We start from the raw sequence: 23,916 nt of genomic DNA, 5'->3' as shown, positions 1-23,916 counted from the left end.
AAGTTCACACAAACAAGGGAAAGACGCGAGACTCGGCCTGCCCCGCCCACGTCAGCCCGGCAATCAGCTCGCTCGCCCTCCGTGCTTGGCGCCCTGCTCAATGGTCAGAATGGGGATTTCGATCCACCCCCCCAAACGTCGCCGAGAGTCAGCGGGTGTTCACATGACAAAAATCGCACCTTCGATGCTTGCGACTTGGAGCTACTTGCTCGTTCGCCCCCGCGCTCTTCTGGCTTCCACTGGACTTGCGCGACAGGCTAAAAATCTCCGAACCCGCCACCAAATCGCCAAACAGTTCGCTCCACATTCTTTTGAAAGACTTGTTCATTGCTACTCCAGTTTTCCTTGAAGAAGGCATCCGGCCGTCGCAATTTGAAGCTGCAGAACAATCCTTGACGTCCAACTACGTCGACGGCCCACACCGATGCACATCGAGAGATTCGCCATCGATTGACATCAGCGAATCTGAAAAAATACCAAGCCAATCAGCACACCTCAGTGGAATCAATATTTAGAGCGGATCGGCACGCGCAGGCAGAGAACTTCAGATCCCTTTCGCACCGCGATCAAAGGTCCCGCCAGCATCAAGAGGGGGACTTGGCCATCCTAGGCTGCAGGCGATTGCGGGTGCGCGCAATAGCAACTCCAGATCTCGTCATATTCGATACCCTCTCGCCCTGACCGGACATATCGACCTCCTCACAAAAACATCAATTTCTAGCAAACTCCATGCCAACATGTTTTTGAGTAAATCAACCCAGCAAGCTATTGATTTTTATAGGAATTTCTAGATCTACGCTGATAATTCAAGGTCCGCGGCCTCTTTTTCAGGCTTGATGTCACGTCCCGATGTAACGTAACGAAGTTGGAATACTCAGCGATTTTTTCCATCTCAGCCTTCATCGCGTGCGCTTCAATTTGGAATGAATTCCACCTCGAACAGCGCTGATTCCTCCAATTAACCACGCCCTTGGGGGATGCGGACAAAAACTTGGACTACCAGGAGATGTAATGGATGCCTCCCTGCCTACGGGCAGCACAACCGCCGCAAGGAGTACCGAGACGAACAGCGCGACCGTTGTGGGCCTGTGGCTTGTCCGCTAGCTCATCAAAGAAGTTGATTCCCACATCCGCTGTTGCAACGAGCAGCGGATCAAGATAACCCTTGGCTATCTCAGCCCCATCGAGTACCGAGAGAGTCTTGGACTTGCGACGTAAAGTCCAATTTCTTGCCCCCCATCCGGCATGCGCTGGCGGCCTTGCTTGATGGCTGCCCGGACAGAAAGCGACGCCCAAAAAAGAACCCGCCGAAGCGGGTTAAATGAGGAGGGTGCTCTCATATGCGTGACAGCACTGATGTTGTAATTCCCCGGGCCGTCCTTTGAGTTGCAAGCGTGCGGACAAACGACAGTGCTTGCGGGGAAAGGTCACACTTTTGAATCCTTTGCTCTTTCTTCTATCGTTCCTTGCGAAGGAAAGAGCTGATGAGCGGGGAGCGTCGACGGGTTCGGCTTAGCAACCTCAAGCTCGAGCGGATCGCATGGCACTGAAATCCGCTGTCCGTCGAAACGCACCCGGATGTGGGGGTAGCGGACCCCTACGATGGTGCCGGGCCGGCCCCCACAGGTGACTCGATCACCTCGGTGGAATGTTCGACCGAACTGGGCCTTGATCTGCTGGAAGCTTTTCGCGGGCTTTGCGTGGGTCATTCGTGGCTCCTTCACGGGCACTGGCACCTAAAACGCGGAGAGCAGGCAAAGAGTACCTCGCGTTCACAATCTTGACGACTACAGGTTTCCGTAGATCGATAGCGTTCGCGTGACCAACGTGGCAACGACGCACCGCCGGCGGGTCGGAGGCAAGAAAAAGCCCGCACGAAGGCGGGCAAAGGTGGCCCGGGAGGGAGGTACACGGGCCACCGAGATCATTCTAGTGGTCGATCTGCTTGATCAGCGCTTTGAGGCAATGTGCAGCATTTACCGCCCTTGGGCGATGAGGCACGCCACGCGCTGCACGGCATCCTCTGCTGACTCGGCCAGTTCGACAGAGCACGCGAGCATCAGGCTCCCCGCAAGGCCGAAATCCTCGACAGCGAGGCCGTCAGGGTCGCGCAGCACGCCCGCCGGATCGGGCTCGACTGCCAGCATCTCGCGCACGCGGTTGAGGTGGTTGCGAGCGGCGCTGGGCAGGCAGTGCCTGCGCCTGTCGGAAAAGGCGATCCAGCTGATGAAGCAGGAATGCCTGATGGTCACAAAACCGAAACGACGCCGGTACGGCTTCTACCAGGGAGAGATCAGCTCGGTGCCAACCAACCTCCTCAACCGCGACTTCGCTCCTGTTGCCCCGAATGAGAAATGGCTCACCGACATCTCGAAGTTCCAGATTGCCGCCAGCAAGGTGTACCCATCAGCCATGATCGACTTCTTCGATGGCTAGGTCGTCAGTGGGTCAATCGGCACGCGCCCAAACGCAGAGCTCCTGGACACCAGGCTGGATGCCGCCATCCTGCCAATTCCCGGCAACAGCGATCGGACTGTTGTGCATTCCGATCGCGGCCCCCACTACCGCAGGCCCAGATGGCTATCGCGCATCGCCGATGCCAAGCTGATTCGCTCCGTGTCGCACAAGGGATGCCCGCCTGACAACCCCGCGTGCGAAGGATTCTTCGGCCGGCTTAGAACGGAGATGTTCTATCCTGGCAACTGGCAGTCAACGAGCGTCGAGCAGTTCACCCAGGCCCTGGACTCGTACATCCGTTAATACAACGAAAAACGGATCAAAATCTCCCTCGGCCCCCTCAATCCGATGGAATATCGCAAAAGCCTGGGTCTCGCGACATAACCAGTCCCAGATTTCCTCCGCCCCCAACCGACAACGCCATGAATACCCGTTGCCCGTCTCGACGGTGATGGTGCGCTGATTGATGCGCACGACGATGCCCACCAGAGACTAGAGGCATTTGTCGTCGAACGAGACCTTCTCGGCGCAGCGGAAGTCACCACGCGAAAGCGGGTTCATCCATTGTGCGGGGCGCATATAGGCCGTCGCAAAAGGGACTAAAGGATTTGGCGCTTCTATTGCCGTGTAGGGCAGCTTCCGCTCACGCCACGTGCCTTCCCTCGTGCAAGGTGACCTGCGCGCCCTTCTTGGCGACGTCCTTGCCATTGCACGCCTGTCCATCACGCCGATTGAGGAAGCGCACCGCCTGGTCGAGATTCATGTGTGTGCGCACCGCGATGATGCGCCTGAGATCGGCCAGCATCCGTTCGATGTTGGCGCTCAGTTGGAACAGCGTGAGAGTCCTGGGACAAGGTGGTTGGCGACAATTGCCTTGGCCGGCGGACAAGATAGTTGATGCCGGCCAGGGCAAGAAGAAGTTCAGCCTCAAACGGAGATGTACAACAGCGCCATCTGCGAATCCGAATCCTTCAACGCACGGCCTATACAGAGAATCCTTTTCGCCGAAAGACTTTAGCGAGGAACATTGCTACCACTGGATTTCCAACTGCCATCATCCTGCTTACAGAACCAAAACTGCCATTTCTCGGAACTCTTGAGTTGGCTTACGCGCGCGTCCAGCAGGCGGCAGGTGCGGGCCGTCTGGGTCTGGGCGGACTGAATAGGGGTGATCTCCACCCGCACAGGGGTGCGGCGAGGCGAGTGATACGTACTGGACCACTGTGTTGTGGTGCCGTCCGCGCTCTTGTTGAGCACATCACCGACAGCCGTTCGAAACGCTGGCAGGTCCTTGGAGGGGATGCGGGTCACGATGGCGCCATTGAGAAACGTCAGCGAGGCTGCCCAGGCAGTGGTCGGCACAGTCCACAGGACAGTTTGAAGAGCGGCCACAGACAGCAGAAGCGAAGCGCGTTTCATACTTTTTGCATCACGTGGAAATGAATGCAAACCAGTGTACAACCTTGTCTCGAGTCCACGAGTTCGAAGCCAATGCTGAGGCAGCGCACTGTGCTGCCAAGCTAGAAGCGCCCATTCACACGTGTGCGCGGAATTGGTTTTTTCAAGACTGCAGCTTGGTTGCAACTGAACACTCGTTGTACGGGAGCGGCAACGAAGTGTAGTCAGACGTCATCTGGCCAACCCGCCCAAAAAGGAAAGCAAATCCGCAGAATCGTCAAACTTCTTTGCGCAGGTCACCTTCAACTGGACCGCAATTGGAAGAACGATGGCTTCATTCGCAATGCGCCACTGACGGCCTGCGCTGATATGCGACTGTCCAGACTCAGGCCTAGTCTTCGCATCAGCGTCGTGGCAATCGCCGCCGCTCACGCGTACTCTTTTCAGTGACCTTTCACATCCCCAATTTAGGTGATCGCTGCAGCAGATGCCAATGATTCAAGTGCAATGATCAAGTGCTAGGATTTGACGCACGAGCCGCACAGCTTACGCGTATCGATGTGAGGAGCGGCCGGAGGAAAATCCATGACGTTGCTTCGAACACCTGCCGACATCGGTTCGGCGGATTTTTCTCGCGCTACGAAAAATAGCGCCCAAGACCTTGCGAAAGGTTGGAACGCCTTTCAGGTCGGCAATCTTGAAGGTTATGACGCCAATGGCAAGCATGTTCGCGGCGCCTTTGACAAGAGTCCGAACTACTACGATGTGCGCGCTGGCGCGGCCGATGCGACCGCGCCAATTCCTTGGAACGCTTTTCCGCGTGCACTCGATCGATGGCACAAGGTCCTCGGCGATCCCACTCCGGCCAAACAGACCCAGGCGGAAACCACCGCCAATGCCATTGGCGAATATCTATTCTGGTGGGAACCCGCAGAAGACGGCAAGCCCGAGCTCAAACAGTGTCCTGCGCATCTCGTGGATCTCTTGAAACCTGAACAAAAGGCTAGTGCAAGGCGTGCACGCCTTGGATCCGGCACCGGCAAGGAGCTGACAATGTGCTATCGCCAACAGGACGAGTATTGCGAATGGCATGCCGACCATGACGATCAGGGCAGACTCGTCCGGCTGAGCTTCACGGCCGAGCCACCGGAATACTGGACGTTCCTCGCCGCGAAAGAGCCTGATCTGGTCCTGCAGCTGTACAAGGAGCTCGTTGGAGAGCAAGTCGAACGCAGCGACCTCTTCTTTCCTGATCCTCCAGTTGCCTACGGCGTCGGAAACGATGGGGTGGCGAAGTGGCTCGCATTCGGGAAGAAGGGAGCATACAACCGCTTCAACAAGTGGAATTCGACTCACGGCGCGGTCCATCTGACCCACCCTGCGAACACTCTCGGCGCCGAAATAGACTTGGCTGCGAACGCGTCGCTGGTGTGGCAGCCGGATATCGATGGCCCCGATCCTGCATACGATGAAGACCCGGCACTGACCCGCATTGCCTGCGCAGGGTACGGCGCGATCAATAGAAGCAGCGATCCGAGCATTGGCGAACAGGTCGGCATTCAAGTCATGGCAGGCAACCGCGTAGCCCTTTCGGATCCGATCGGTCTCTACATCTCGAAGGTCGATCTGTCCACCCTGGAGCGCGAGGCCCAGGGAGTGCGCATTCCGGTGTCCGAAGGGCAAGTACTATCTGTGCGGCGCGGCGATGCCGACGCAAGCCACCCGCGAAAACTCCATCTCAAGCTTGAAGCACCCGCCGGGGCTGATTGGACACTCGGGGACTGCTTCTTGGACAATCGCCGTCTCGAGAGAGGTGGACAGATCGCTCGCAAGATCACCATGGTGATCTATGCTGACGTGCAGAACGGCGGGGCCGACAAGACGGTGCAGGGTTGTGAAAATATCCTCGTCTGCCGGCACGCCGAAAGCCCCGGTTTTTTTGGAACCTTCAACCCTAAAAATGTTCCCTCCTGCGCCAAAGCAACGCCTGAAGACTGGTTGGAAGAGATCCCCCACGAACAAGCGAAGCTGCCAGGCGACGACCCTCATCTCTTGGCTGTAAGGATCAATCTGCCCTTCAGGGTGACTTTGGAAACGGGAGAAGTCGATCCCGCGGATGCCGCACCGGTCGGCGAACAGATCCTCGCGGAGCCAGCGATCTCCAAGAGTCGCGCCACATTGCGATGAGCATCCAGGAGCCGATCCTCGACGCGGACGATATTCAGGGCCACGTTCTGACAGGCTTCGGCAGAGCTTTCGAGCTCCTGTTGGGGCTTCGCGTCAAGCCTGATCAACTCGATAGCGCGAAAGCTGCCTTGCGAACCATCGCGATCGATGTGACTCCTTTGCGGCCTGCGGCGCAGGCGAAGGCAATGCGGCGACTTGCGGCCCTTTCCGGCAACACTCCGGCGGGACCAATGTCCTTGAGCGTCGCGCTCGCATTGTCTGCCAACGGTCTCACCACGTTCGGCGGAGACGCCGGCAAGATCGTGGACCCGATCTTTGAGATGGGGCCGGGACGCAGCGCGGCGGCCCTCGGGGACGACGTCGACGCCAATGGGCTGCCGCAGGGATGGCTATTCGGAGATGTGCAAGAGCGGGAGCCAGAAGTTCTTCTCATCATCGCGTCGGCGCTCAAGGCGGAAGTCGAGGCCGCGGCCGATCGCTACCTCAATTTGCTCGGTGACGCAGCGACCGTAGTGTTGCGCGAGTGCGGGCGCAGGATCGCGCGCGACGCCGAACATTTCGGTTTTGTTGACGGCATCTCCCAGCCAGGCGTTCGCGGCTGGGTGGATAACGACACCTTGCTCACTCCACGAGCGTACCGTCCAGAGGATCCGCAAAGCGCAATGTGGGCCCGACCGGGCCAACGCTTGACTTGGCCGGGCCAGTTCGTCTTCGGCTACCCCGGCCTCAATCCGGACGCGGTGCAGCAGCCTGGAGACGTCGTTGGAAACGACCCGTTTCTGGTCAATGGCTCATTGCTGGTTGTGCGTCGCTTGAGTCAGGACGTACCCTTGTTCTGGAGCGCGATGACGGACCTTGCGCAGCAGATTTCCGCAGCCACCGGATCAACCTGGAGCGCCGCCATGGCAGCCGCCAGGGTGGTCGGGCGCTGGAGGGACGGCACACCCGTATCACTATCGCCTGATCGCGAGAACCCCGACATCTCCGACAATTTCTATCGAAAAAACGGGTTCAAATTCGTGACCCCCGTCGCTTCTGCGACGCTCACCGACGACAAAGGCGACCACCAATTCCCGGGTGCAGTCGCTGATCCCCTGGGGAACTCGTGCCCGTTTTTCAGCCATGTCAGGAAGGTGAATCCGCGCGATCAAAGCCATGATTTCGGCGGGGTAGGCAGCACGCTCAGCAGCCAGATGCTGCGCCGAGGCGTGCCCTTCGGCCCGGACTGGTCCGGCACACCGGATAGCGCCGATCGCGGGTTGATGTTCATGAGCTACCAGACATCCATCCAGCACGGCTTCTTCCGGTTGATGACCGAATGGGTAAAAGATGCAACCCGGCCAGTCGCGGGCGGAATTGACCCCGTGATCGGGCCATCGCCGCCAGGCGGTCGCAAGTTGCGAATGACACTTGATAACAAGCAAGTCACGCTTACTCTCGCTGGCCAGTTCGTCCGCGCCACGGGCGCCGGTTATTTCTTTGCACCAGGTCTGCGCACGCTCCATGCCCTGCTTGCTTGACCTCGGCGAGCCTTTGCGCGCCTGCCGCCTCTGCGTCCCCGCCGGCACTCTGACTCGGACCTGCGGCAGACAGGGCGCAGTGATGCGATCGGCATAGGCCAGATGCTCGCAACTGCGCCGACAGTTTGATTTGAGGAGAACGTAATGTCGAAGAAGGAATCTTCAAAGAAGCACGTGGGTGGAGCAGGAACAAGGCCGGCTGAAAGCGCAGGCGAAGTCCTGATCCGCTCACCAGGGGGCAAGCTGCTCGCAAGGACGTTCGCATTGCCGGCTCCGGAGCTCGCCGCAGTTGCCCTCTATCCCTTCGCTGATAGGCTGCGTCTCATTGATCAAATCTCGATCGCCCTGGACAGCTTTTATGTGCATCTCGAGCGCAAAAAAGCGGTATATGGTTTCGATCCTGTCCGGGCACTGGGGCTGCTGCGGTTACAAGCCCAGGCGTTTTCCGATGCTGAGTTCCACCAGAACCTGGTCGAGATCCTTGCACGAGTTAGGGATCGGCACGTCATGTTCTACGGGCGGGCGCCCTATGGTTTCGCGGCGGCTCTCCCCTTCACCATCGAAACGTGCTGGGATGGTGAAAGCGAGATCTACCTCGTGACCAAGACCGATGCAGCGGTCGTGTTCAAGGCACTTCAGGCCGGCGCGCGCGTCAGTCACTGGAACGGCATCCCCATCGATCGCTATGTCCGCCTGACCGCCAATCTCTTCGACGGTGGAAACGAGGCCGCAGCGCTTGCGCGGAGTCTGGCCTTCCTTACACATCGCCCACTTACGCAGTTCGGGCCGCCGCTGGAAGATTGGGTCGATCTGCGCTTCTCTTTGAATGGCATGGAGTTGGAAGAACGCTTCAGCTGGATCGGATTCGAGGCCGCCGCCACGCCGAGTTATCCTGGGCTGGGGCGCAATCTCACCGGCTTCGGCGGTGACCTTCTGCTGATGGACCTGCAGAATGCACGTCGAGTGTTGACCGCACCACACTCCTTCGATCTCCCCCCGCCCGCCGTGCCTGACACGCCGCCACTTGGTGTCCCCGCCATCCACGGCAGCACCGCGCACGGCGTGATCGACTACGGCACCGTCACGACGAGCGGTGGCATTTTTGCCTATGTGCGCTTCTGGTCGTTTGGCGCAAGCGACGCCGACGCCCTCGTCAATGCCCTGGCTCCTGTGCTTGCGACACTGCCACAGAATGGCTTAATTTTCGACATCCGACACAACACCGGAGGCTACATCGCCGCAGGCGAGCGTGTGCTACAGCTGTTCAGTGCACAGCCGATCGTGCCGGCACGCTTCCAGTTTCGCGTGACCGATCTGACGCGCGCCATGGTAGATGCGAGCGACATGTTCATCAGGTGGCGCCCTTCGTTTGTGGAGGCATACAGAACTGGCGAGGCTTACACCCGTGGCATTCCGATCGAAGGCGAGGATGCCGATTACAACAAGGTCGGCCGCAAGTACGCCGGCCCGGTGATTCTCATAAGCGACGCGCTGGCATTCAGTACTGCTGACATGTTCGCTGCCGGCTTCATCGACAACGAGATCGGAAAAGTCATCTGCACTGACGGCAACATGGCCGCAGCCGGCGGAAACAACTGGGGATGGGATGTCGTGCGTTTATTCAATCCAGATCTTCGCCTTGACCGGAAGCTGAAGAACGACTTCGCTGCTGGCGACTTGTCTGCGCAGGTCGTCAATGCCTTCAATACAGCGGGCGTATCTTTGTCTGGAGCGGCAACGCTGTCGCCTGGTCAGGTCGATGATGGTGATACGGCGTGGGTCATCCACGATGGAACCCTGTCCCATGTTGTGCGCGACCTACCGTGGATGAGCTCCGATCTCAATGTTTATCTTGCACGCGGCTCGTCCGGCCTTGCCGACTTGCCGAACCGCGTCCACCTGAGCCTGACGATGCGCCGCGCGCTGCGTGTGCGGGCGCATGAAGGGCGCGTGCTGGAAGATGTAGGTATCGTGCCGGACATCCTTTACCGGATGACTGTGCGGGATGTGATGGAGCACAACCAGGACCTCTTTGAGCGTGCCGGTCAAGAGTTGGGCGGCGGCGGGGCGAAACAACGCTAAGTCGAAGCGGAGCACCAATCTGAGTTGGAAAGAGAAGTTAGAGCGGTGCAACGATTTCAATGAGCAGCGATACCGAGCCCACAATCCCAACGACGAGGGCCGCACCTGGAGCTTGATCACGCATTTTCGATTTGACGAGGACGTTATCAGCTGAAAACGTGGTACGGCTGACGGAGTTCACACTGGCTGTCGAATCGGCGGGGGCCTTCGGGGTCAAGCACGCGATCAAGAACAACGTCAGGAATCATGCGCCCACACCACAATCTCAAAGTAAGCGGATGGGCGCTCCATCTTGACGGTCATGAGCGGCGGTAGCCTCTGCCGCAGAGTCAGGTGAGCGGTTGCCAGCGATGCGGCAGGAGTTCATCGATGCGGCTGGCCATGTGCGTGGGCAGGCGCTGCAGGACGTCCTTGAGGTAGGCGTGCGGATCGTGGCCGCACAGGCGTGCCGACTGCACCAGGCTCATCACGACGGCGGCGCGCTGACCAGCCAGTTCGCTACCGGCGAACAGCCAGGCGCGGCGTCCCATGGCCCAAGGACGGATTCGATTTTCCAAGTGGTTGTTACCGGGCATGCTTGTCTCCGCGCGCCTCCCGGCGCACGACACTCCAGCAGGCGTATCGTGCACATACCGGGATGGGGGCGACGGAAGCATAGGTGTTTGCGGGCAGGCCGAGATTAGACAATGAGCTGCGAGCTCGGGTTGTTATCTGGCTGCCCCTTCGACTCGCCCGGTTGCGCTGCGAGCGCGAATCCGTAGTTGTCGTGTTGTCCGCGAGCTTCCGCCTTGTCGTTTCACTCACAGGAGGTCGCATATGAGAGTTATCGGCTTGGATGTGCATCGGAACTTTGCGCAGGTGGCGATCGTCGAGAACGGCCAGGTCAATCAGCATGGCCGCTTCGCGATGGATCGATTCGCCGTGCTCAAGTTTGCCGAGACCCTGACCAAAGAAGACGACGTCGTGCTTGAGGCCACTGGCAATACGGCAGCCATTGTTCGGCTGCTTGAGCCATTCGCGCATCGCGTCGTGATCGCCAACCCACTGCAGGTCCGGGCCATCGCTTGGGCCAAGGTCAAGACGGACAAGATTGACGCTGCAACGCTCGCACGCCTGCACGCTGCGCAGTTCCTCCCCGAAGTCTGGATGCCCACCGAGGAGGTCTGCGAGCGACGACGGGTCATCGCGGAGCGGACCCAGCTGGTGTCGCAGATGACGCGGTTGAAGAACAGAATTCACTCGATCCTTCACGCCAACCTGATGCCGCAGGAGACGGGCCGAATCTTCAGCGCGAAGGGGCGGACGATCCTGGAGGCCTTGCCCCTTGCGCTCGACCAGATGCGCATGGCGCTGCGTCACCATGATGAGATCCAGCGACTGACGGCGGAGTTGGCGCTGATTGATCAGGATGTGGCTCGCTATGCACTCGACGATCCGGAAGTTCGACGTCTGATGACGATCGGCGGGGTCAACGTCGTGGTGGCCGCCAGCGTGCTCGCCGCGATCGGGGATATCACGCGGTTCTCGAGTTCCCAGAAGCTGGTCGCCTACCTTGGTCTCAATCCCTCGGTTCACCAGTCGGGTGATCGCCCGGCCTATCACGGGCATATCACTCATCAAGGAAACGGTCATGCGCGAAGCATGCTCGTTGAGGCAGCGTGGGTCATTGGGATGGGGCCTGGTCCGCTCAGCGCATTCTTCCACCGCATCAGTCTCAGGCGAGGACAACCCGTTGCCGCAGTCGCCACCGCACGCAAGTTGACCGTGCTCATCTGGCACATGCTGACGAAAAAGCAGGACTACACTTGGGTTCGACCGGCCCTGTTTCAGTACAAGCTGCGGGCGTTGGAGCTCAGGTCGGGGCGGCCATCACGGCGCGGCGGGAAGGCCCCTGGTCCGGCACGTGACTACAGTATCAAACCCGTGCGGGATGCTGAGCGAGACCGCGTGTGTGAAGCCGAGAAGGCTTATGAAAACTTCGTCGCGTCTTGGAAGGAGAGGCCTCCCGGAAAGGGAAACCCTCCCGCGAAAGGGGAAAGACTCTGAATCCCTTGTCAAAAGCATCCGTGTCCACCGGCACATCGCCGTCGGCGAGGTTGCGCGTCAGCGCAGTCCAGGCATTCAAGCTGTAGCTCAAGGCCTTGGCCGTCGCCCCGCCGTCGGGGACCCTGGCACGCTCGAGTTGCAGCCACACACGCAGTTCCTCCCACAGCGGCATGGTCACCGACTGGCGCATGCGTAGGCGGTCTTCGCCAGCGAGCGCGCCGAACTGGCGCTCGGCACGGTAGATCGCCGCGATGCGACGCAGCGCCTCGGACGCCACTTCGCTGGTGCCCGCCTTGCCCAGTTCGTGGAAGTGGCGTCTCGCATGAGCGAGGCATCCTGCGGCGATGCGATCAGCATGCGCTGCGACGACGTTGTCGTACGCCGAGTATTCGTCGCGCACCAGCGTGCCACTCCAAGGCGCGTGCGCGCCGAAGCCGTCGCTTCCCTGCAGGAAGGCTATGGGGTACTGGGCACCCCGGCCCAGGCAGAACTCGTAGACGACACCCGGTATGGAATCGAAGGCTCCCCTGGCATAGGCCCAGATGTAAGCCCTCTTGGTCTTGCCTCGGCCTGGGTCCAGCATGGCAACAGGTGTCTCGTCGGCATGCAGCACCCTCGACTGCAGTACGAAGCGCTTTTGCGCGTCGTACAAGGGCTCCAGGGCCGCGCCAGCGCGCCCCGAGGTCTGCGCCAGCGTCGAGCGCGGCGTGTGCACCCCAGAGCGCGCGTTGATGGTCTCCAGCCTGTAGTACGGCAGGTGGTCGACGAAGTGGCTCGTCAGCGTGTGCGCGATCAGCCCGGCGGCCATGATGCCGCCGTCGATGATCTGCGGCACGGCCGGCTCCTGCACCAGGCACTGGCAACAGCGGCAGGCCCACTTGCCGTAGATGTGGCGATGAACGAAGAACTCGGCCGGAACGATGTCCAGTTGTTCGCTGATGTCTTCGCCCACGCGCACCATCGGCCGGCCGCAGTCGAGTGACGGGCAGTTCGTATCGGCGGGTTCGTGGTGGTGTTCGACGCGACGCAGATGATCGGGCAGGGGCTGGCGATGCCGCTTGCGCTTGTTGTTGTCGCCATCGAGTGCAGGCGGGGTTGATGCTTGACCCCTGGCTTGCTCCAGTTGCGCCTGCAGGCTGGCCTCGTCCTCGGCCAGCGTCTCCTCGAACAGGCGCTTCTGCTCGGCGTTCATTACCTCGGTCTTCGCGCCGAACTTCCAGGCCTTCAGCCGTGCGAGCTGGAAGGTGATCTTCTCGATCTTGGTGTCCTTGAACTTGATCTCGCTGTCCTGTTGGCGCAGGCGCTGAAGCATCTGCTGCGCGAGCGCGGCGATGGCCTCAGGGGCCAAGCCCTGGAGGTCTTCGTCCTTGAGATCATGCAGTGGTTGCATGCGCGAATCATGCAGACGGCGGCGACTCACCGCCACTGGGAGATGCGCCGTCAACGCGCCGTCTTGGCGAGTTCGACTGCTAGAGCCGCGTGATCGCGCTCATCTGCGGCAGCCGCTGCCAGGGCAAGCCAATCACCAGCGCATCGAACTGCGCTTGCGTCAGAGCGATCGGCTTGGCTGTGTCGATCTCGCGTGGCCAGGCGAAGCGCCCGGCGTTCAGCCGTCGCGCGGCGCACCACACGCCGAACCCGTCATGCACGAGCATCTTGATACGTGTGGCCCGCGCATTGGCAAACATGTAGCCATGGTGGGCGTTCGCGCTCCCTAGCGCATGCACTACGTGCGCGAGCAGACGCTCGGCGCCACAACGCATGTCCACCGGCTTCGTGCACAGCCACAGTGCGTCGATACGAATCAACGCAGCACCTCGCGAAGCCAGGCCGCGCAGTCAGCAGCGGCCGCTATGGGCCACGTCACGCTTACGCCGAGAGCCCCACGCTTGAACTCCAGACGGATCCCCTCGGGAGCGACCGCCGGCGCCGGTGCTGTCGGCGGCGGCGAAGGCATCGACAGCGCAACAAACTCCGGCGGTGACTCTTGCAGCGATGTTCCGATGGTCCTGGAAACGCCCGCACCGCTGCGACCGCGGCGCCAGTCGTGAACGAGGTTGTCGTTCAGACCGAAGGCTCGAGCTACCGCCGCGACAGTGGCGCCGGGCTCGGTGCACGCGGCCACAACCTGTGCCTTGAACTCAGCGCTGTGTCTGCGCCGCGACTTGGGGTTCACGTCCATAACCGTCCAGTTAGAAGTTAACTGGACAGCATCGTTTAGCCATCGGCTCTACTCAAGGTGGGGCGGCCAGCCGCTTACATCTCAAACGCGACGATGTTGTCGCGCATGACTTTTTTGCTCGCAACGCTTCGGAAAAAGCGAAGTGATTGCAATAGGATATTTCCGTGCCTAAGAGTTCTTACCCGCTGCACCAGACGGCCGAAAATCGCCCTGCCAGCACACAGGTGCTGGCGCCGATGGCGCTGACCACATCGAGCCTGCCCGCAATGGATGGACCTTCCAGGACTCCAACCCCGGAAGAAGCCGCGGCCTTCCTGAAACTGATCAACAACTTCGACCGCGCGCTGATCGCGCTCATTCACGCGACTCAATTCGACTCCGCGCGCTGATCACGTTGCTGCGCTTTTTCAGGCCAACTCGGCGAGCGGGGCCAGCAGGGTGCCACGGCACTTCACGGAACCGCAACGGCAGCGATAGTCGTCTGGATCAGCATCCGCATCTACGTTCAGCGCGTAGTCGATGAAAAGCTCTTCGCCGGCGCGTATGTGCCGGACCGCTTCGATACGCAACACGAGCTGACTCCCTTCGCCGTACACCTCGAGTGCCTCACAGTTCGGCTCACAGGCATGGTTCAAGTGCCGCGTCGCATTGCCGCCTTCGGCGCCGTCGATGGTAGTTCCGTCAGATAGACCAAAGAGGTACGTCAGCCGGTTGTCCCAATCCTTGCCATGGACCTCGTCGGCGCTGTAACGTCGGCCTGTGTAGATTCCGATGAGCGAGCCTTGCGCCAAATCGCACAACGCGAAGATGCCTGCTCCATGCACGTCACTATGGCGAACTTCGATATGCGGATGGCTTGAAATAGCGTGCTCGGTCATAGATTTTCTATTCTTCATGGGAAGCATCTTCAACAGATACTTGGACGCTTCGACGTGACATTAACCGCCCGCAGGAATAGCAAGGAGCCGCTCGCCTGAAGTGCGCCAAAGGTACCTCTGATGAAGTGGACGAACGGAAAAATGAAGATGACGGCCAAGGTATCGCTGTTGCGCTCGGGATTGCCGGTTCGCGGGTTGTAAATGGCAAGAGAGATCAGCCGCGCGCCCGCGGCAAGATGCCTCGGATCAAGCGGAACAGCTCAGCTTGGTATTGGGCGTCGTGCAGCGCCTGATGGTCGCCCCTGGACTTGGGGTGTAGTCGAGCAGCCATCCGGCTCGAGCGGGTGTCTGCCCAAGTTGAGCCCGTCGCCCCCATGTAGAGCGCTTTGATGTCCAGTGCGGTAAAGCCGAAGGGATTCGACTGCAGGTAACGATGGAAGTAGTAGTTGACGAATGACCAGTCGAAAGGCGCGTTGAGCCCGACGAACACGGGCGTGCTGTCGTCGCCGGCGACCTCGGCCACCCAGTCCTCAAACTGCTTCATTGCGACCTCGGGAGCCAGTCCCTCGGCGGCAAGTGTCTCCAGAGAGAGCCCGGTCACCCCCATGGCCTTCGGGTCGGCGCTGGGCGAGATCGGCTTCAGCTCGCACGAAAACACCTGCTCGGGGTTGTCGACGTTGCACGCGCCGATGGTGAGCATGCTGTACTCGCCGGGGATTGGGCCTGACGTCTCGACGTCCACCGATAAGAAGATTTCGCGCTTCTGGCTCATGGAATCAGCGGGTCTGGGGCGACGAGTGGAGGACGGTTCTTGATAGCGTTCCAGTGCTGACGAAACTCCTGCCGGCGCTCTTGCGCGGTGCCAGTCGTCTTCCAGCGATGACCCGACAGCGAGTAAATGTCGAACGGGGATTCCGTCCCGTCCTTGGACAGCAGCATGGTCGGCAAGCCTCGTCCCAACGCATAGCCCAGCTCGATGAAGCAGTTCGGTCGCACGCCCGTGATATCAGCAAGGACCACTCTGCTGCGGTGTAGCTTCTTGAAGATCTCCTCATCAATGCGAGCATGCTCGTAGGGTTGGTTCCCGTCAATCACAGTGAGCTTGTAGCCCAGTTCTCCTTCGATGACAGGCTGAACCACGACGTCGAAAAAGTTCTGAACGTCGTTGTAGTCCGGGTGCGCGGGATTCAGCAGCCGGACCACGAACGCCTTCGGAGGCACCAGGTCCTCGAGGAGGCCGAGCACGTCGCGTACGCCATCGCTCGCCGTCTTGCCCGCATACATCTCGATGCGGTTGAGCCAACTCTGCGGCGTGGCCGCACCCTCGGTCTGGAACAGGCGCTGCGCGTTGCTGCCGGACATTGCGAAGTCGAAGAGGCGCGACGACCCCGTGGTCGCCGGCCCGAGGCCGAAGTTCAGCGGAATCACCGGCTTGCCGGCGTCGTGATACAAGTTGGCGAGGAACAGAACGCCCTCTCCGCCGCCGACGGCAATCAGGATGTCGCCGTGCTGCGCCTGGGCCTCCATACGCTTGCTGGCCATGTTCCAGTGCGCAGCGCTCTCGATCTGCACCAGCGGCGACACCCGCATGGCATTCCACACCGAACGGTACTCGGCCGGGATCTGGGCTTCGTTCTTGTGGTGCTTGACTGCGATGACCAGCGGTCCCGGCGCGTCGGCCGGCCGACGCGCCAGGTTGCTATGGATGGTGTCCCACACCAGCCAGTCGAAACAGATGGGTTGGCCGTCAGCGCGGTTCTTCTCAGCGTCTACGGGGATGACGAAAGTGGCGCCCTTGGAAAGCAGGTCCAGCACCAGCGCCTTCACGAATTCGCGAGCCCGAGTCACCTCGGCCGCCGTCGCCACGTTGGCGTCCTCGACGATGCTGCCGGTGATGTGAATGCGGCGACCAAACAACGCAGAGCGCGGCATCACTTGTCCTCCATGACCGGCGACGGCCGCATCGCACTTGCGACACCGATCAAGTCCTGGTGTGTCAACGCCCGATCGGGGAAGGCCTGGGCCAGCGCAGCCGGGTACAAACGGGTACGGATATCGGAGAACGTCCAGCCCGGAAGCTTGTTGCGTGGGCCGGTGGCGGCGACCAGCTCCTTGATCTCTCGGTCGGTGAGACCGACACCCTCCAGATCCATGGCCAGCAGGGCCTGACGCTCGCCGTCGTCGGGGCGCGTGAACTCCTCGACGATGGCGGCGCGACGCTGGAGCGCAGGGTCAAGCACAGACAAGCGGTTGGTGCACAGGAAGACCACGATACGACCGCCGAACCGGCGCAGGTCGTCGACGCCCTGGATCAGGGTGTTCACGGCCACCTTGTCCTCGTGATGGCTGTGTTCCTGGTTGCGCGAGGCGGCCAGCGAGTCGCCTTCGTCGATGATCAGGAACGCACGGCGCGCCTTGCCAGCGGCCTGAACGACTTCGTGGAAAGCCTGGGTTAGTAGGGTTCCCATCTCGCCCACCTTACCGCTACCGCGGACCCGGTTGCTCAGCTTGAAGAGAAGTGCATCCTCAGTGCGCGATTCCTTGGCCAGTCGGTTGGCGATGCATTCAGCGGTGGCCGTCTTGCCGGTACCTACGTCGCCATGGAAGATCACCAGCGGGTACTGCTCGGCGACCAGGTCGCACAGAAGCAGCTTTTTCTGATGCTGGGCCTTGCTCCAAGCGCCCAGTTCGCCGAGGTTGAGCAGCAGCCGCAGCTGGTCGTGGATCCTGCGATACCACCCGTCGAAGCCGAGCAGCGTCTTTTCGCGCGCGGCAAGCGAGGTATCGGGCAGCGGCAGTTTGCCGTCAAAGATGCTGGGCTGGGTCATAGGCTGAAGTCCTTGCGCTGCATGCCGTAGCCATTGCTAGCATAGTCACGGCTGGTGTTGGCAACGAGGGTTGAGTGGCTGAGATCCGCCGTCGACGGCACCCAGTTGATCTTGAGCTTTGGAGACATCTTTTCCCTGGCAGCATCGTCGTAGTCGCTGGTGTACGACAACACGATGCGCAATTCGGGACTGGGCACCTGCGGCCACATCACGCCTCCAGGGCGGCTCATCTTCAGATCACCCGACACCACGTTCACCTCGAAGCAAGTCGCCTTCTGCTCCACGCCGAAGCTCAGCAGAGTCAGATCAACCTTCTTCAAGTAGCCGTTCTTGGCCAAAACCTCAATATCGTGCCCCCAGTTGCGGGCCTTTTCTTCTGTGATCGCGCGCGTGCTGGCGGCAATCATGACAAGGTCGGCTGTTACCCGACGCATGACAACTTCGATGTCGGCGACCGAGTAGGTCTCCGTCGCGGCATACGTGTAACTCATTCTTCCTCCTCGACCTTGAAGCGCGGGCCGAACAGCTCTTTCCAGATTTCGATGTCGTCTTCCGTGGACGCGAAGTTCGCCGTCTCCCAAGCCTCCAGCGCGGCGGCGACGATTTCCTTACGCTCGTCCTCGGAAATCCGGCTGGCGACGTTGTTGCTGTTGCACACCGGGTCCAGGATCACGACCGGATCGGTGAAGCTCGGGAACACCAGACCGTTCTCGGGGAAGGTGATGACCTCCTTCAGACCGGACTGCGCGATGTAGAGAAGGAAGTCCCGAAAGCGCTTCTCGATGGAGCCGTCCTTGCCGTTCTTCGCGAGCACGTGCGCCATGATCAGCTCAATGGCGAACGACTTGAGCGGCTTCAGTTCGACCCGGTTGCGCCACTTCTTAGCCAGGCGCACAAGGGTGCGGAAGTCGGGGTCCTTGTCCTTGCGATCGCGCACGAACTTGATCTGGCAGGGCGCGCAGGTCTGCACCTTGGTGCCATCATGGATGTCGAACTGCCAGCCGTATCCGGGGCGGCCGGGATCCTCGATGACCGGAACGATGTCCACGCTCAGCCCGGTCCCGACGAAGGTGACCGTCGCTGCCTTGCGCTGGATCTCGAAGTCCTCGACTGTCTTGGTGGGGTACAGCTTGATCAGCGCGTCGTACATGAGCTGGGTCAGGCTGGCCAGGCTTTCCTTGTCGACGCTGCGCCCCGAAACGTAGAAGACGACGTCAACGTCAACGGGGTCCTCGGATGTCTTGCGCAAGATCGTGTACTTGGCGAACGAGCCCGCCTTCACCACCTTGGTGATCTTGATATCGCTTTGCTCATGCACGCGCTTGGTCAGCGCGCTGATCAGCCGATCGACCTGTTCGTGATATTCCTTGCGCTTGTCCTCGGGAAGGCGCAGCACGGTGCTGTCGTAATAGCGAATCTCGGTGTTGTTCAGTGACAAGTTCTCCTCCGATTGCCGAGCGCGGCAAAGGGCTGCACTTGGCGCTTTCGTTGTAAAGCGGTACGCAGCTACGCGTCCCGGTACCGCAGCCTGCGGCGATCCAATCTGGCGGCAATCCGCTTCGACCATCGATTCGCAGCAGGGCTGCTTCCAGCGCGTTAGGTGGGTGGGGTCGAAGAGGTTTCAAGACGCGTCTTTTGCGGCATCTCGGTAAATTGTGGAACCTGCTGCAGGCTTGAGCTTGACGCATCGAAAGAGGTATATCGGGAGCCCCGTGACGGGATGGTGAGCGATGCGTGTCGGCGCGCCGCGCCGCGCCGCCGGGCTTCCAGGCCGCACCCCATGCCGACCTTGCCGTCACCGTCAGCTTGCACGCTGCGCCGCGCGACGAGCGGTCGCCTGCACGGCCGTCAAGGTGGCGCGGCCGGCGGCTTGCCATTTACCTGACGCCATCGTGGCCCATTCACTTGGCCCACTCCAGCAGCGTTCGCAGCCCGCGGGCGATCCTCGGCGCAATCGACTCAAATTCCGCGGACTGCAACGAATATTCCCCTCGCTGCTCCTGCACCAGCCCCACCGCGCCCAAGACATTGCGAGAACTTGTTCGGCCTATTCATGGGTTCGCCTTCCCAATGAGTTAAAAATCTCCTCACGGCCGATGCGATTCGGCAAGTTTAAACTTGAGTCATTTAAATTAGGAAAATCTGTCCATGGACGCAAGCGAGGTGAAGCGAGTATTTATTTTTGGGCTGAAATCTTATTTTCAAGAGCTTCTACAGGAGGTCGATTCGATCAATCCAAAATCAAAATCTCGTGGACAGGTTGAGCAGTTATACGCAACACTTTTGTCAGCCGCCAATGAGTGCACTCCCACGGTCGTAAACGGAAACAGAGCAGAGCTTTCAAGGCTCCCCGTGACACCAGGCACTGACTTCTACTTCCGCATGTGCCCGCTCGTGCATCAGGGGCCGTCGGAACTCATTGGAATCTTGGCTCAGGATGTATCTCAGTTGCCTGAAAGTTGCCGCGCATCTATCGATGCCGCGCTGCATAGTGCCCCCGAGCCACTTTTACCCGTTCGCCTTTTGACTTTCGTCTTGACTAAGGGAGACGGCGTCGCCTTTCAAACGAGCATGCTCCTTGCCACAAAAAACAAGGACGGCTCTTGTGTTCCCGTTCCACACAGTTTCCAGTGGAGGGTCAGCGGCAAGATTGTCGGAGGGGAAGACCTCGCTGAAACGGCAGAACAGGAGGCAGATCGATTGTCCTTTCTCTTGGATTTGGTATTGCGTGAAGATCCCGCAAGGCCGTCCGGTGCGTCACCACAATCTACAGACAAGCAGAAGGATAAGCGTTACTTGATGGACCCAGCCCTTCAAGAGATGGCAATACGTGAAATGCAAAAAGAACTCCCAGAAATCGACCTCTTCTCGAGGGGGTTTCTATTTGACAAGAAGCACGCCTTATTCCGAAACAAAGTACTGCTTTTTGGATCTCCCTTTGGCACCAGAAGTCGCTTGTCATTCTTGCTGCGCGATGCAATTCCAGAGGAGCGCCGAAAAGAAATATTTCCCGGCAACTATGATTTAGGCAACTTTCGGCTGCTGCCACCGGAATTTTGCACAATCGACCACTCCGACGTCCCACAGAATATTAGCTTAATAGGTGAGATTTCAAGAGAATTGGAAAATTCAGGCCAAACGGGCGCTAGCGAATTTCTTGAGGCGAGCTACCTCAAGAAAATTAAGAAAGACCTTGCGACATTAACCGGTCGCAGCATGGAGCAGCACTATCGAAAAAATAAATCGACCGCACTGAAGGTTCTGAAGCTTCTATACCGACTAGGCCGAGATCGATGGTCCGCAGATTTCCAGTCGATAGATTCCGGCCCGGGAAAATTTCAACTGTTCGATCTACTCAAATGGCCGGAGGGTGACGGACGAAATCGGTACTCGTTATCGCTGCGGGACGCGTTTCCCTATCAAAGTCCCTCTCCGAACTCCCAGTCCAAGTCAAGTGAAGAAGTATCAGCACTCTTCTCGGATCTCAAAAGCTACCTCAGCGTCGAGCTAGATGACGAGACCTACGAGGCGATTTCCAACCTACCAGAAGCACTGCATTGGCACCTCAACAACATCGAGCGAAACATCGAAAAACTCCTTCCCGACACTGGCCGAACCGAATACTGGGACGCGGTAAAAACCTATAGCTATCTCGCCGATCGGATAGATTTGGAGTTGGTGAAGTTCGATGTTCCCGCGGCAAACATCGCTCTAGATGAAGAACTCTTCCTGTACCTTCATACGCTTGAGTTTGCCCATTTCGTAGAGGCATATCCGCATCTGCTTGACAAGGCAGATCGGCAATGCGAGCTGGTCCCCATCGGCCCGGCGATTGACGAATTCGCAAAGGCGCTCACCGGGAATGATGCGCTAGGAATGTTTGACCCAATTGTCACCGACGAAGATTTTCCTCTTTTTTCCAAGTCCCAAGAAGAAATGCTTTGCCGCGCGGTCGGTTCAGCATTGCGTGAAGAATTCACGAAATCTTCCTTGAAGAAAGCGACACTACCTGCACTGCATTTAATGCAGACCTATCTCCTTTTCCGGAAACCGGCATTCGAACATAAGAATTTTTTCACCGTCAGTCTTCTCGAAATGATTGCTGCCCTTTGCTGCGTACGTCAAGAGCAGGCAAGAAGCGAAGGCGAGCGGACGAAACACCGGCCGTACTGGAAAGGCCAGCAAACACAGGGCGGCAGCATCCTGAGTTCGCTCAAGACATCCCCTTGGGACAACCATCCCGCAAAGTCCTCTGACGCCATTCCAGAGGAACATAGGCTGATTTGGACAAGCCGTTTCGAATGGTTCCTGGATGCGCTGCAAGGGCACACGGAACTCACGGTTCAGCGCTTCCGGTTTCGAAGCGCGTTGGCTCGCAAAGCGAAAGTGATCGCCAAGACGAACAACCGGGAGGGGATGCTCATTGCGATGGAAGGGCTCGGCAAGCTCACGTTTGAGTTGGGCATGCACTTCCTCCTTGGGGAGGAGGAGCCTCATCCCGTTCAGTAGTGGCGATTCGTTTAAGAAACTGCCCTTTTTGAAAATCCAGCGAGCCGCGAAGCTTCCCCCACTCCCGCCGGAATGGTCCGACGGGGTTCTAGGAGAAGCAAGTGAGCACTATCAAACCGTCCCACATGTCCGGCGCGCAGATCGATACGTGGCTGGGCATTGGCAAATCCACCCGCTATAGCTGGCAGGACCCAAAGTCGCCCTATCACGATCCGACTTGGCCGCTGGCGATCAAACTCGGCACGCGAAGAGCCACCTATGTCCTCAGCGAGGTCGAAGCCTGGCTGGCTGAACGCCCTCGCTCACGTCTCGTGGAAGGCCGGGGCGAGTGATGATCATCAAGTCCACGCTCCCACCCTTGCACGCCTCATCGCGTGTTGTGCGCAACGTCATCGCCGAGCAGGCCGCAACGGCGGCCGCGGAAATCTTCCTAGCTGGATTCCTAGATGGCTACATTTCCCAAGCCGTTGGCCCTTGCCTACTCGTCAAGACACCTTATGGCGAGTTGATCCCCGCCCTCGCCTACGTCACGGTCTTCGGCCCGGCTGGTGCCGGCAAGACCCCGATGGGCAAACTCTTTCGGAAACACTTCGACCAATGGCGTGAGGCCTACACCGACGGCACCATCGTGGCATGGCATGAGTACGAGGCAAACAAGGAGGCCTGGAAAGCGCAAAAGGCAGGCATTCTCAAGTCCATAAAGAAGAACGCCTCCCTCGGGCATCCCGCAGATGCCAGCTTGCAGCAGCGCCTGTTGGAGTTGGAAAAGAGCATTCCGAAAATGCCGCCATCTCCGCCTCACCGTTTCGAAAACACCACTTTTGCTCCCTGGATCGAGCAAGCCGCGAAGCATCCCGCGACCCTCTTCTACGCCGACGAAGGGGGCCCGATGTTGGCGGAAATGGAGAAGGACCTGATTGGGGCTTTGTGCAGTTCCTGGAGTGACATGCCGCCTAGCCACGCACGCAGCCATATGGGCGTGCAGGTTGTGCGCGCCATGCCCACCTTCATCCTGTCTATCCAGCGCAGCGTCCTCATGAGTTTTCTGTCCACATCAAAAGGAAAGTTCTACGTGGACAGTGGAAAGGCAAGCCGATCTTTGTACTACGGGGTCCACGAATCGGATTTCGCGCAGCAATCCTTCAGCCCTTCCGACACACGTGGCACTTCGGCGCTGCAGATCGTGCTCGATCGGGCGGAATACTTCTTCGACCTTCAAGACCGGTTGAACCAAAGCGGGTGGAAGGACCGAAAAGTCCAGGAGTTGTCGCAATCCGCCAAAAGGGAATTTCAGGACATCGAAAGGTACCTGCACGGTATCCGCCGAGGTGCGGCCAGCCCGGGCGAGTTAGCGGTCATCGACAAAGCTTCACAGAACATCCTGCGGCACGCGGCGCGGCATCATGAATTTGCCGGTATCGATGGGCCCATCGAGGCTTGCGAAATTGCTGATTCCGCAGAATGGGTCCTGTGGAGCTTGGACAACTATGTCGCCTTGACGGAGCACGGGCAAACCAGCGGGCGTAACGCCGAGAAAGATGCCGAAACCTTGTGGGATTTGATGCTGCATGGCTTGCGTGTGCGCGACTGCAAGGTCCCGAAGCGCCGATTGAGTGAGGAGGCCTTCAACATCGGTCTGGTGCGCTCCGCGCATTTCAACGAGGCCCTCGGTTTACTTTGCCAGCAAGGCGATGCAACCCTGAAGGATGGATACGTCTACTGGGACAGGCCGGATCGCTTGGGGCACCTCCTTTGTAAAGTTGGTAGCTACTAATCTCTGCTCACCTTTACGGCCTGAATGATTACGTACATTCACCAAAATTAAGATC

The 23,916-nt window shown here is 59.3% G+C and carries 22 protein-coding genes and 3 pseudogenes; 10 read left to right on the top strand and 15 right to left on the bottom strand.

What is annotated here, in order from left to right; all coding sequences use genetic code 11:
- Window positions 1–148 precede the first annotated feature (148 nt).
- Entirely contained in the window at window positions 149–328 is a 180-nt protein-coding gene (locus ACAM42_RS06780) for a hypothetical protein (RefSeq protein WP_369631514.1), read from the bottom strand.
- A 779-nt stretch (window positions 329–1,107) separates the two neighbouring features.
- Between ACAM42_RS06780 and ACAM42_RS06775 the strand changes: the two genes are divergently transcribed.
- A complete protein-coding gene (locus ACAM42_RS06775) occupies window positions 1,108–1,218 on the top strand; it encodes an IS3 family transposase (protein WP_369632733.1) in 111 nt (36 codons plus the stop codon).
- A 209-nt stretch (window positions 1,219–1,427) separates the two neighbouring features.
- On the opposite strand, the gene ACAM42_RS06770 is transcribed toward ACAM42_RS06775, so the two are convergent.
- Together ACAM42_RS06770 and ACAM42_RS06765 are read right to left on the bottom strand one after the other, a co-directional pair.
- A complete protein-coding gene (locus ACAM42_RS06770; protein WP_369631513.1) occupies window positions 1,428–1,709 on the bottom strand; it encodes a hypothetical protein in 282 nt (93 codons plus the stop codon).
- Window positions 1,710–1,976: 267 nt separating this feature from the next.
- Window positions 1,977–2,156 carry a hypothetical protein gene (locus tag ACAM42_RS06765; RefSeq protein ID WP_369631512.1) on the bottom strand — a complete coding sequence of 60 codons (180 nt, stop codon included), beginning with the start codon at window positions 2,154–2,156 and terminating at the stop codon, window positions 1,977–1,979.
- A 7-nt stretch (window positions 2,157–2,163) separates the two neighbouring features.
- Here ACAM42_RS06765 and ACAM42_RS06760 point away from each other — a divergent pair.
- Window positions 2,164–2,841 (top strand): annotated as a pseudogene (locus ACAM42_RS06760) (IS3 family transposase); the annotation flags it as partial.
- A gap of 259 nt (window positions 2,842–3,100) precedes the next feature.
- Here the strand turns inward: ACAM42_RS06760 and ACAM42_RS06755 are convergent.
- The gene (locus ACAM42_RS06755; RefSeq protein WP_369631511.1) at window positions 3,101–3,262 is read right to left on the bottom strand and encodes a hypothetical protein; all 162 of its coding nucleotides are present in this window, start codon (window positions 3,260–3,262) and stop codon (window positions 3,101–3,103) included.
- A gap of 209 nt (window positions 3,263–3,471) precedes the next feature.
- Window positions 3,472–3,876 carry a hypothetical protein gene (locus ACAM42_RS06750; protein ID WP_369631510.1) on the bottom strand — a complete coding sequence of 135 codons (405 nt, stop codon included), beginning with the start codon at window positions 3,874–3,876 and terminating at the stop codon, window positions 3,472–3,474.
- Between the two features lie 564 nt (window positions 3,877–4,440).
- Between ACAM42_RS06750 and ACAM42_RS06745 the strand changes: the two genes are divergently transcribed.
- The 3 genes from ACAM42_RS06745 (at window position 4,441) to ACAM42_RS06735 (ending at window position 9,644) form a co-directional block, all read left to right on the top strand.
- Window positions 4,441–6,042, top strand: a complete 1,602-nt coding sequence (locus ACAM42_RS06745; protein WP_369631509.1) for a hypothetical protein — start codon at window positions 4,441–4,443, stop codon at window positions 6,040–6,042.
- The gene (locus ACAM42_RS06740; RefSeq protein ID WP_369631508.1) at window positions 6,039–7,562 is read left to right on the top strand and encodes a Dyp-type peroxidase; all 1,524 of its coding nucleotides are present in this window, start codon (window positions 6,039–6,041) and stop codon (window positions 7,560–7,562) included. The genes ACAM42_RS06745 and ACAM42_RS06740 overlap by 4 nt, the downstream gene beginning before the upstream one ends.
- 144 nt (window positions 7,563–7,706) lie before the next feature.
- On the top strand, window positions 7,707–9,644 hold the full coding sequence (locus ACAM42_RS06735) for a S41 family peptidase (protein WP_369631507.1): 1,938 nt from the start codon (window positions 7,707–7,709) through the stop codon (window positions 9,642–9,644).
- A 329-nt stretch (window positions 9,645–9,973) separates the two neighbouring features.
- On the opposite strand, the pseudogene ACAM42_RS06730 reads toward ACAM42_RS06735, so the two are convergent.
- Window positions 9,974–10,222, bottom strand: a pseudogene (locus ACAM42_RS06730) (transposase domain-containing protein); the annotation flags it as partial.
- 253 nt (window positions 10,223–10,475) lie between these two features.
- On the opposite strand from ACAM42_RS06730, the gene ACAM42_RS06725 reads away from it, so the two are divergent.
- Window positions 10,476–11,690, top strand: a complete 1,215-nt coding sequence (locus ACAM42_RS06725) for an IS110 family transposase (protein ID WP_369632732.1) — start codon at window positions 10,476–10,478, stop codon at window positions 11,688–11,690.
- 28 nt (window positions 11,691–11,718) lie between these two features.
- Here ACAM42_RS06725 and ACAM42_RS06720 read toward each other — a convergent pair.
- The 3 genes and pseudogenes from ACAM42_RS06720 to ACAM42_RS06710 all read right to left on the bottom strand — a co-directional run.
- A pseudogene (locus ACAM42_RS06720) lies at window positions 11,719–12,882 on the bottom strand (IS66 family transposase); the annotation flags it as partial.
- Between the two features lie 277 nt (window positions 12,883–13,159).
- Window positions 13,160–13,498, bottom strand: coding sequence for an IS66 family insertion sequence element accessory protein TnpB (gene tnpB, locus ACAM42_RS06715; protein WP_369631506.1), 339 nt, complete (start codon window positions 13,496–13,498; stop codon window positions 13,160–13,162).
- The gene (locus tag ACAM42_RS06710) at window positions 13,495–13,872 is read right to left on the bottom strand and encodes a transposase (protein ID WP_369631505.1); all 378 of its coding nucleotides are present in this window, start codon (window positions 13,870–13,872) and stop codon (window positions 13,495–13,497) included. Before ACAM42_RS06710 ends, tnpB begins: the two co-directional genes overlap by 4 nt.
- A 164-nt stretch (window positions 13,873–14,036) precedes the next feature.
- Here ACAM42_RS06710 and ACAM42_RS06705 point away from each other — a divergent pair, with 164 nt between their 5' ends.
- Window positions 14,037–14,261: a hypothetical protein gene (locus ACAM42_RS06705; protein WP_369631504.1), complete on the top strand. Its 225-nt coding sequence runs from the start codon at window positions 14,037–14,039 to the stop codon at window positions 14,259–14,261.
- Window positions 14,262–14,279: 18 nt separating this feature from the next.
- On the opposite strand, the gene ACAM42_RS06700 is transcribed toward ACAM42_RS06705, so the two are convergent.
- The 6 genes from ACAM42_RS06700 to ACAM42_RS06675 all read right to left on the bottom strand — a co-directional run bounded on the left by ACAM42_RS06700 (window position 14,280) and on the right by ACAM42_RS06675 (window position 19,016).
- Complete coding sequence (locus ACAM42_RS06700; RefSeq protein WP_369631503.1) at window positions 14,280–14,750, bottom strand: SET domain-containing protein; 471 nt, start codon at window positions 14,748–14,750, stop codon at window positions 14,280–14,282.
- 214 nt (window positions 14,751–14,964) lie between these two features.
- Window positions 14,965–15,522 (bottom strand): exonuclease domain-containing protein, encoded by a 558-nt coding sequence (locus tag ACAM42_RS06695; RefSeq protein ID WP_369631502.1) that lies wholly within the window; start codon window positions 15,520–15,522, stop codon window positions 14,965–14,967.
- A complete protein-coding gene (locus ACAM42_RS06690; RefSeq protein WP_369631501.1) occupies window positions 15,519–16,682 on the bottom strand; it encodes a hypothetical protein in 1,164 nt (387 codons plus the stop codon). The genes ACAM42_RS06695 and ACAM42_RS06690 overlap by 4 nt, the downstream gene beginning before the upstream one ends.
- On the bottom strand, window positions 16,682–17,578 hold the full coding sequence (locus ACAM42_RS06685; protein ID WP_369631500.1) for an AAA family ATPase: 897 nt from the start codon (window positions 17,576–17,578) through the stop codon (window positions 16,682–16,684). The genes ACAM42_RS06690 and ACAM42_RS06685 overlap by 1 nt, the downstream gene beginning before the upstream one ends.
- Entirely contained in the window at window positions 17,575–18,069 is a 495-nt protein-coding gene (locus ACAM42_RS06680) for a hypothetical protein (protein WP_369631499.1), read from the bottom strand. Before ACAM42_RS06680 ends, ACAM42_RS06685 begins: the two co-directional genes overlap by 4 nt.
- Window positions 18,066–19,016, bottom strand: a complete 951-nt coding sequence (locus ACAM42_RS06675) for a CBASS oligonucleotide cyclase (protein WP_369631498.1) — start codon at window positions 19,014–19,016, stop codon at window positions 18,066–18,068. The genes ACAM42_RS06680 and ACAM42_RS06675 overlap by 4 nt, the downstream gene beginning before the upstream one ends.
- Before the next feature lie 710 nt (window positions 19,017–19,726).
- Here ACAM42_RS06675 and ACAM42_RS06670 point away from each other — a divergent pair.
- The 3 genes from ACAM42_RS06670 to ACAM42_RS06660 all read left to right on the top strand — a co-directional run bounded on the left by ACAM42_RS06670 (window position 19,727) and on the right by ACAM42_RS06660 (window position 23,861).
- Window positions 19,727–22,087 (top strand): hypothetical protein, encoded by a 2,361-nt coding sequence (locus ACAM42_RS06670; protein ID WP_369631497.1) that lies wholly within the window; start codon window positions 19,727–19,729, stop codon window positions 22,085–22,087.
- A 101-nt stretch (window positions 22,088–22,188) separates the two neighbouring features.
- A complete protein-coding gene (locus tag ACAM42_RS06665) occupies window positions 22,189–22,419 on the top strand; it encodes a helix-turn-helix transcriptional regulator (protein WP_369631496.1) in 231 nt (76 codons plus the stop codon).
- Window positions 22,419–23,861 (top strand): DUF3987 domain-containing protein, encoded by a 1,443-nt coding sequence (locus ACAM42_RS06660; protein WP_369631495.1) that lies wholly within the window; start codon window positions 22,419–22,421, stop codon window positions 23,859–23,861. The genes ACAM42_RS06665 and ACAM42_RS06660 overlap by 1 nt, the downstream gene beginning before the upstream one ends.
- The last annotated feature ends 55 nt before the right edge of the window (window positions 23,862–23,916 follow it).

This window comes from Variovorax sp. V35 (assembly GCF_041154465.1).
GTDB lineage: Bacteria > Pseudomonadota > Gammaproteobacteria > Burkholderiales > Burkholderiaceae_C > Variovorax > Variovorax boronicumulans.
This window is presented reverse-complemented; position numbering and strand designations above follow the sequence as displayed.

Bases quoted from the DNA above. Each gene is read 5' to 3' on its own strand.
- ACAM42_RS06780 (WP_369631514.1), bottom strand. From the start codon at position 328: ATGAACAAGTCTTTCAAAAGAATGTGGAGCGAACTGTTTGGCGATTTG.
- ACAM42_RS06770 (WP_369631513.1), bottom strand. From the start codon at position 1,709: ATGACCCACGCAAAGCCCGCGAAAAGCTTCCAGCAGATCAAGGCCCAG.
- ACAM42_RS06755 (WP_369631511.1), bottom strand. From the start codon at position 3,262: ATGCTGGCCGATCTCAGGCGCATCATCGCGGTGCGCACACACATGAAT.
- ACAM42_RS06750 (WP_369631510.1), bottom strand. From the start codon at position 3,876: ATGAAACGCGCTTCGCTTCTGCTGTCTGTGGCCGCTCTTCAAACTGTC.
- ACAM42_RS06745 (WP_369631509.1), top strand. From the start codon at position 4,441: ATGACGTTGCTTCGAACACCTGCCGACATCGGTTCGGCGGATTTTTCT.
- ACAM42_RS06740 (WP_369631508.1), top strand. From the start codon at position 6,039: ATGAGCATCCAGGAGCCGATCCTCGACGCGGACGATATTCAGGGCCAC.
- ACAM42_RS06735 (WP_369631507.1), top strand. From the start codon at position 7,707: ATGTCGAAGAAGGAATCTTCAAAGAAGCACGTGGGTGGAGCAGGAACA.
- ACAM42_RS06710 (WP_369631505.1), bottom strand. From the start codon at position 13,872: ATGGACGTGAACCCCAAGTCGCGGCGCAGACACAGCGCTGAGTTCAAG.
- ACAM42_RS06700 (WP_369631503.1), bottom strand. From the start codon at position 14,750: ATGACCGAGCACGCTATTTCAAGCCATCCGCATATCGAAGTTCGCCAT.
- ACAM42_RS06695 (WP_369631502.1), bottom strand. From the start codon at position 15,522: ATGAGCCAGAAGCGCGAAATCTTCTTATCGGTGGACGTCGAGACGTCA.
- ACAM42_RS06690 (WP_369631501.1), bottom strand. From the start codon at position 16,682: ATGCCGCGCTCTGCGTTGTTTGGTCGCCGCATTCACATCACCGGCAGC.
- ACAM42_RS06685 (WP_369631500.1), bottom strand. From the start codon at position 17,578: ATGACCCAGCCCAGCATCTTTGACGGCAAACTGCCGCTGCCCGATACC.
- ACAM42_RS06680 (WP_369631499.1), bottom strand. From the start codon at position 18,069: ATGAGTTACACGTATGCCGCGACGGAGACCTACTCGGTCGCCGACATC.
- ACAM42_RS06670 (WP_369631497.1), top strand. From the start codon at position 19,727: ATGGACGCAAGCGAGGTGAAGCGAGTATTTATTTTTGGGCTGAAATCT.
- ACAM42_RS06660 (WP_369631495.1), top strand. From the start codon at position 22,419: ATGATCATCAAGTCCACGCTCCCACCCTTGCACGCCTCATCGCGTGTT.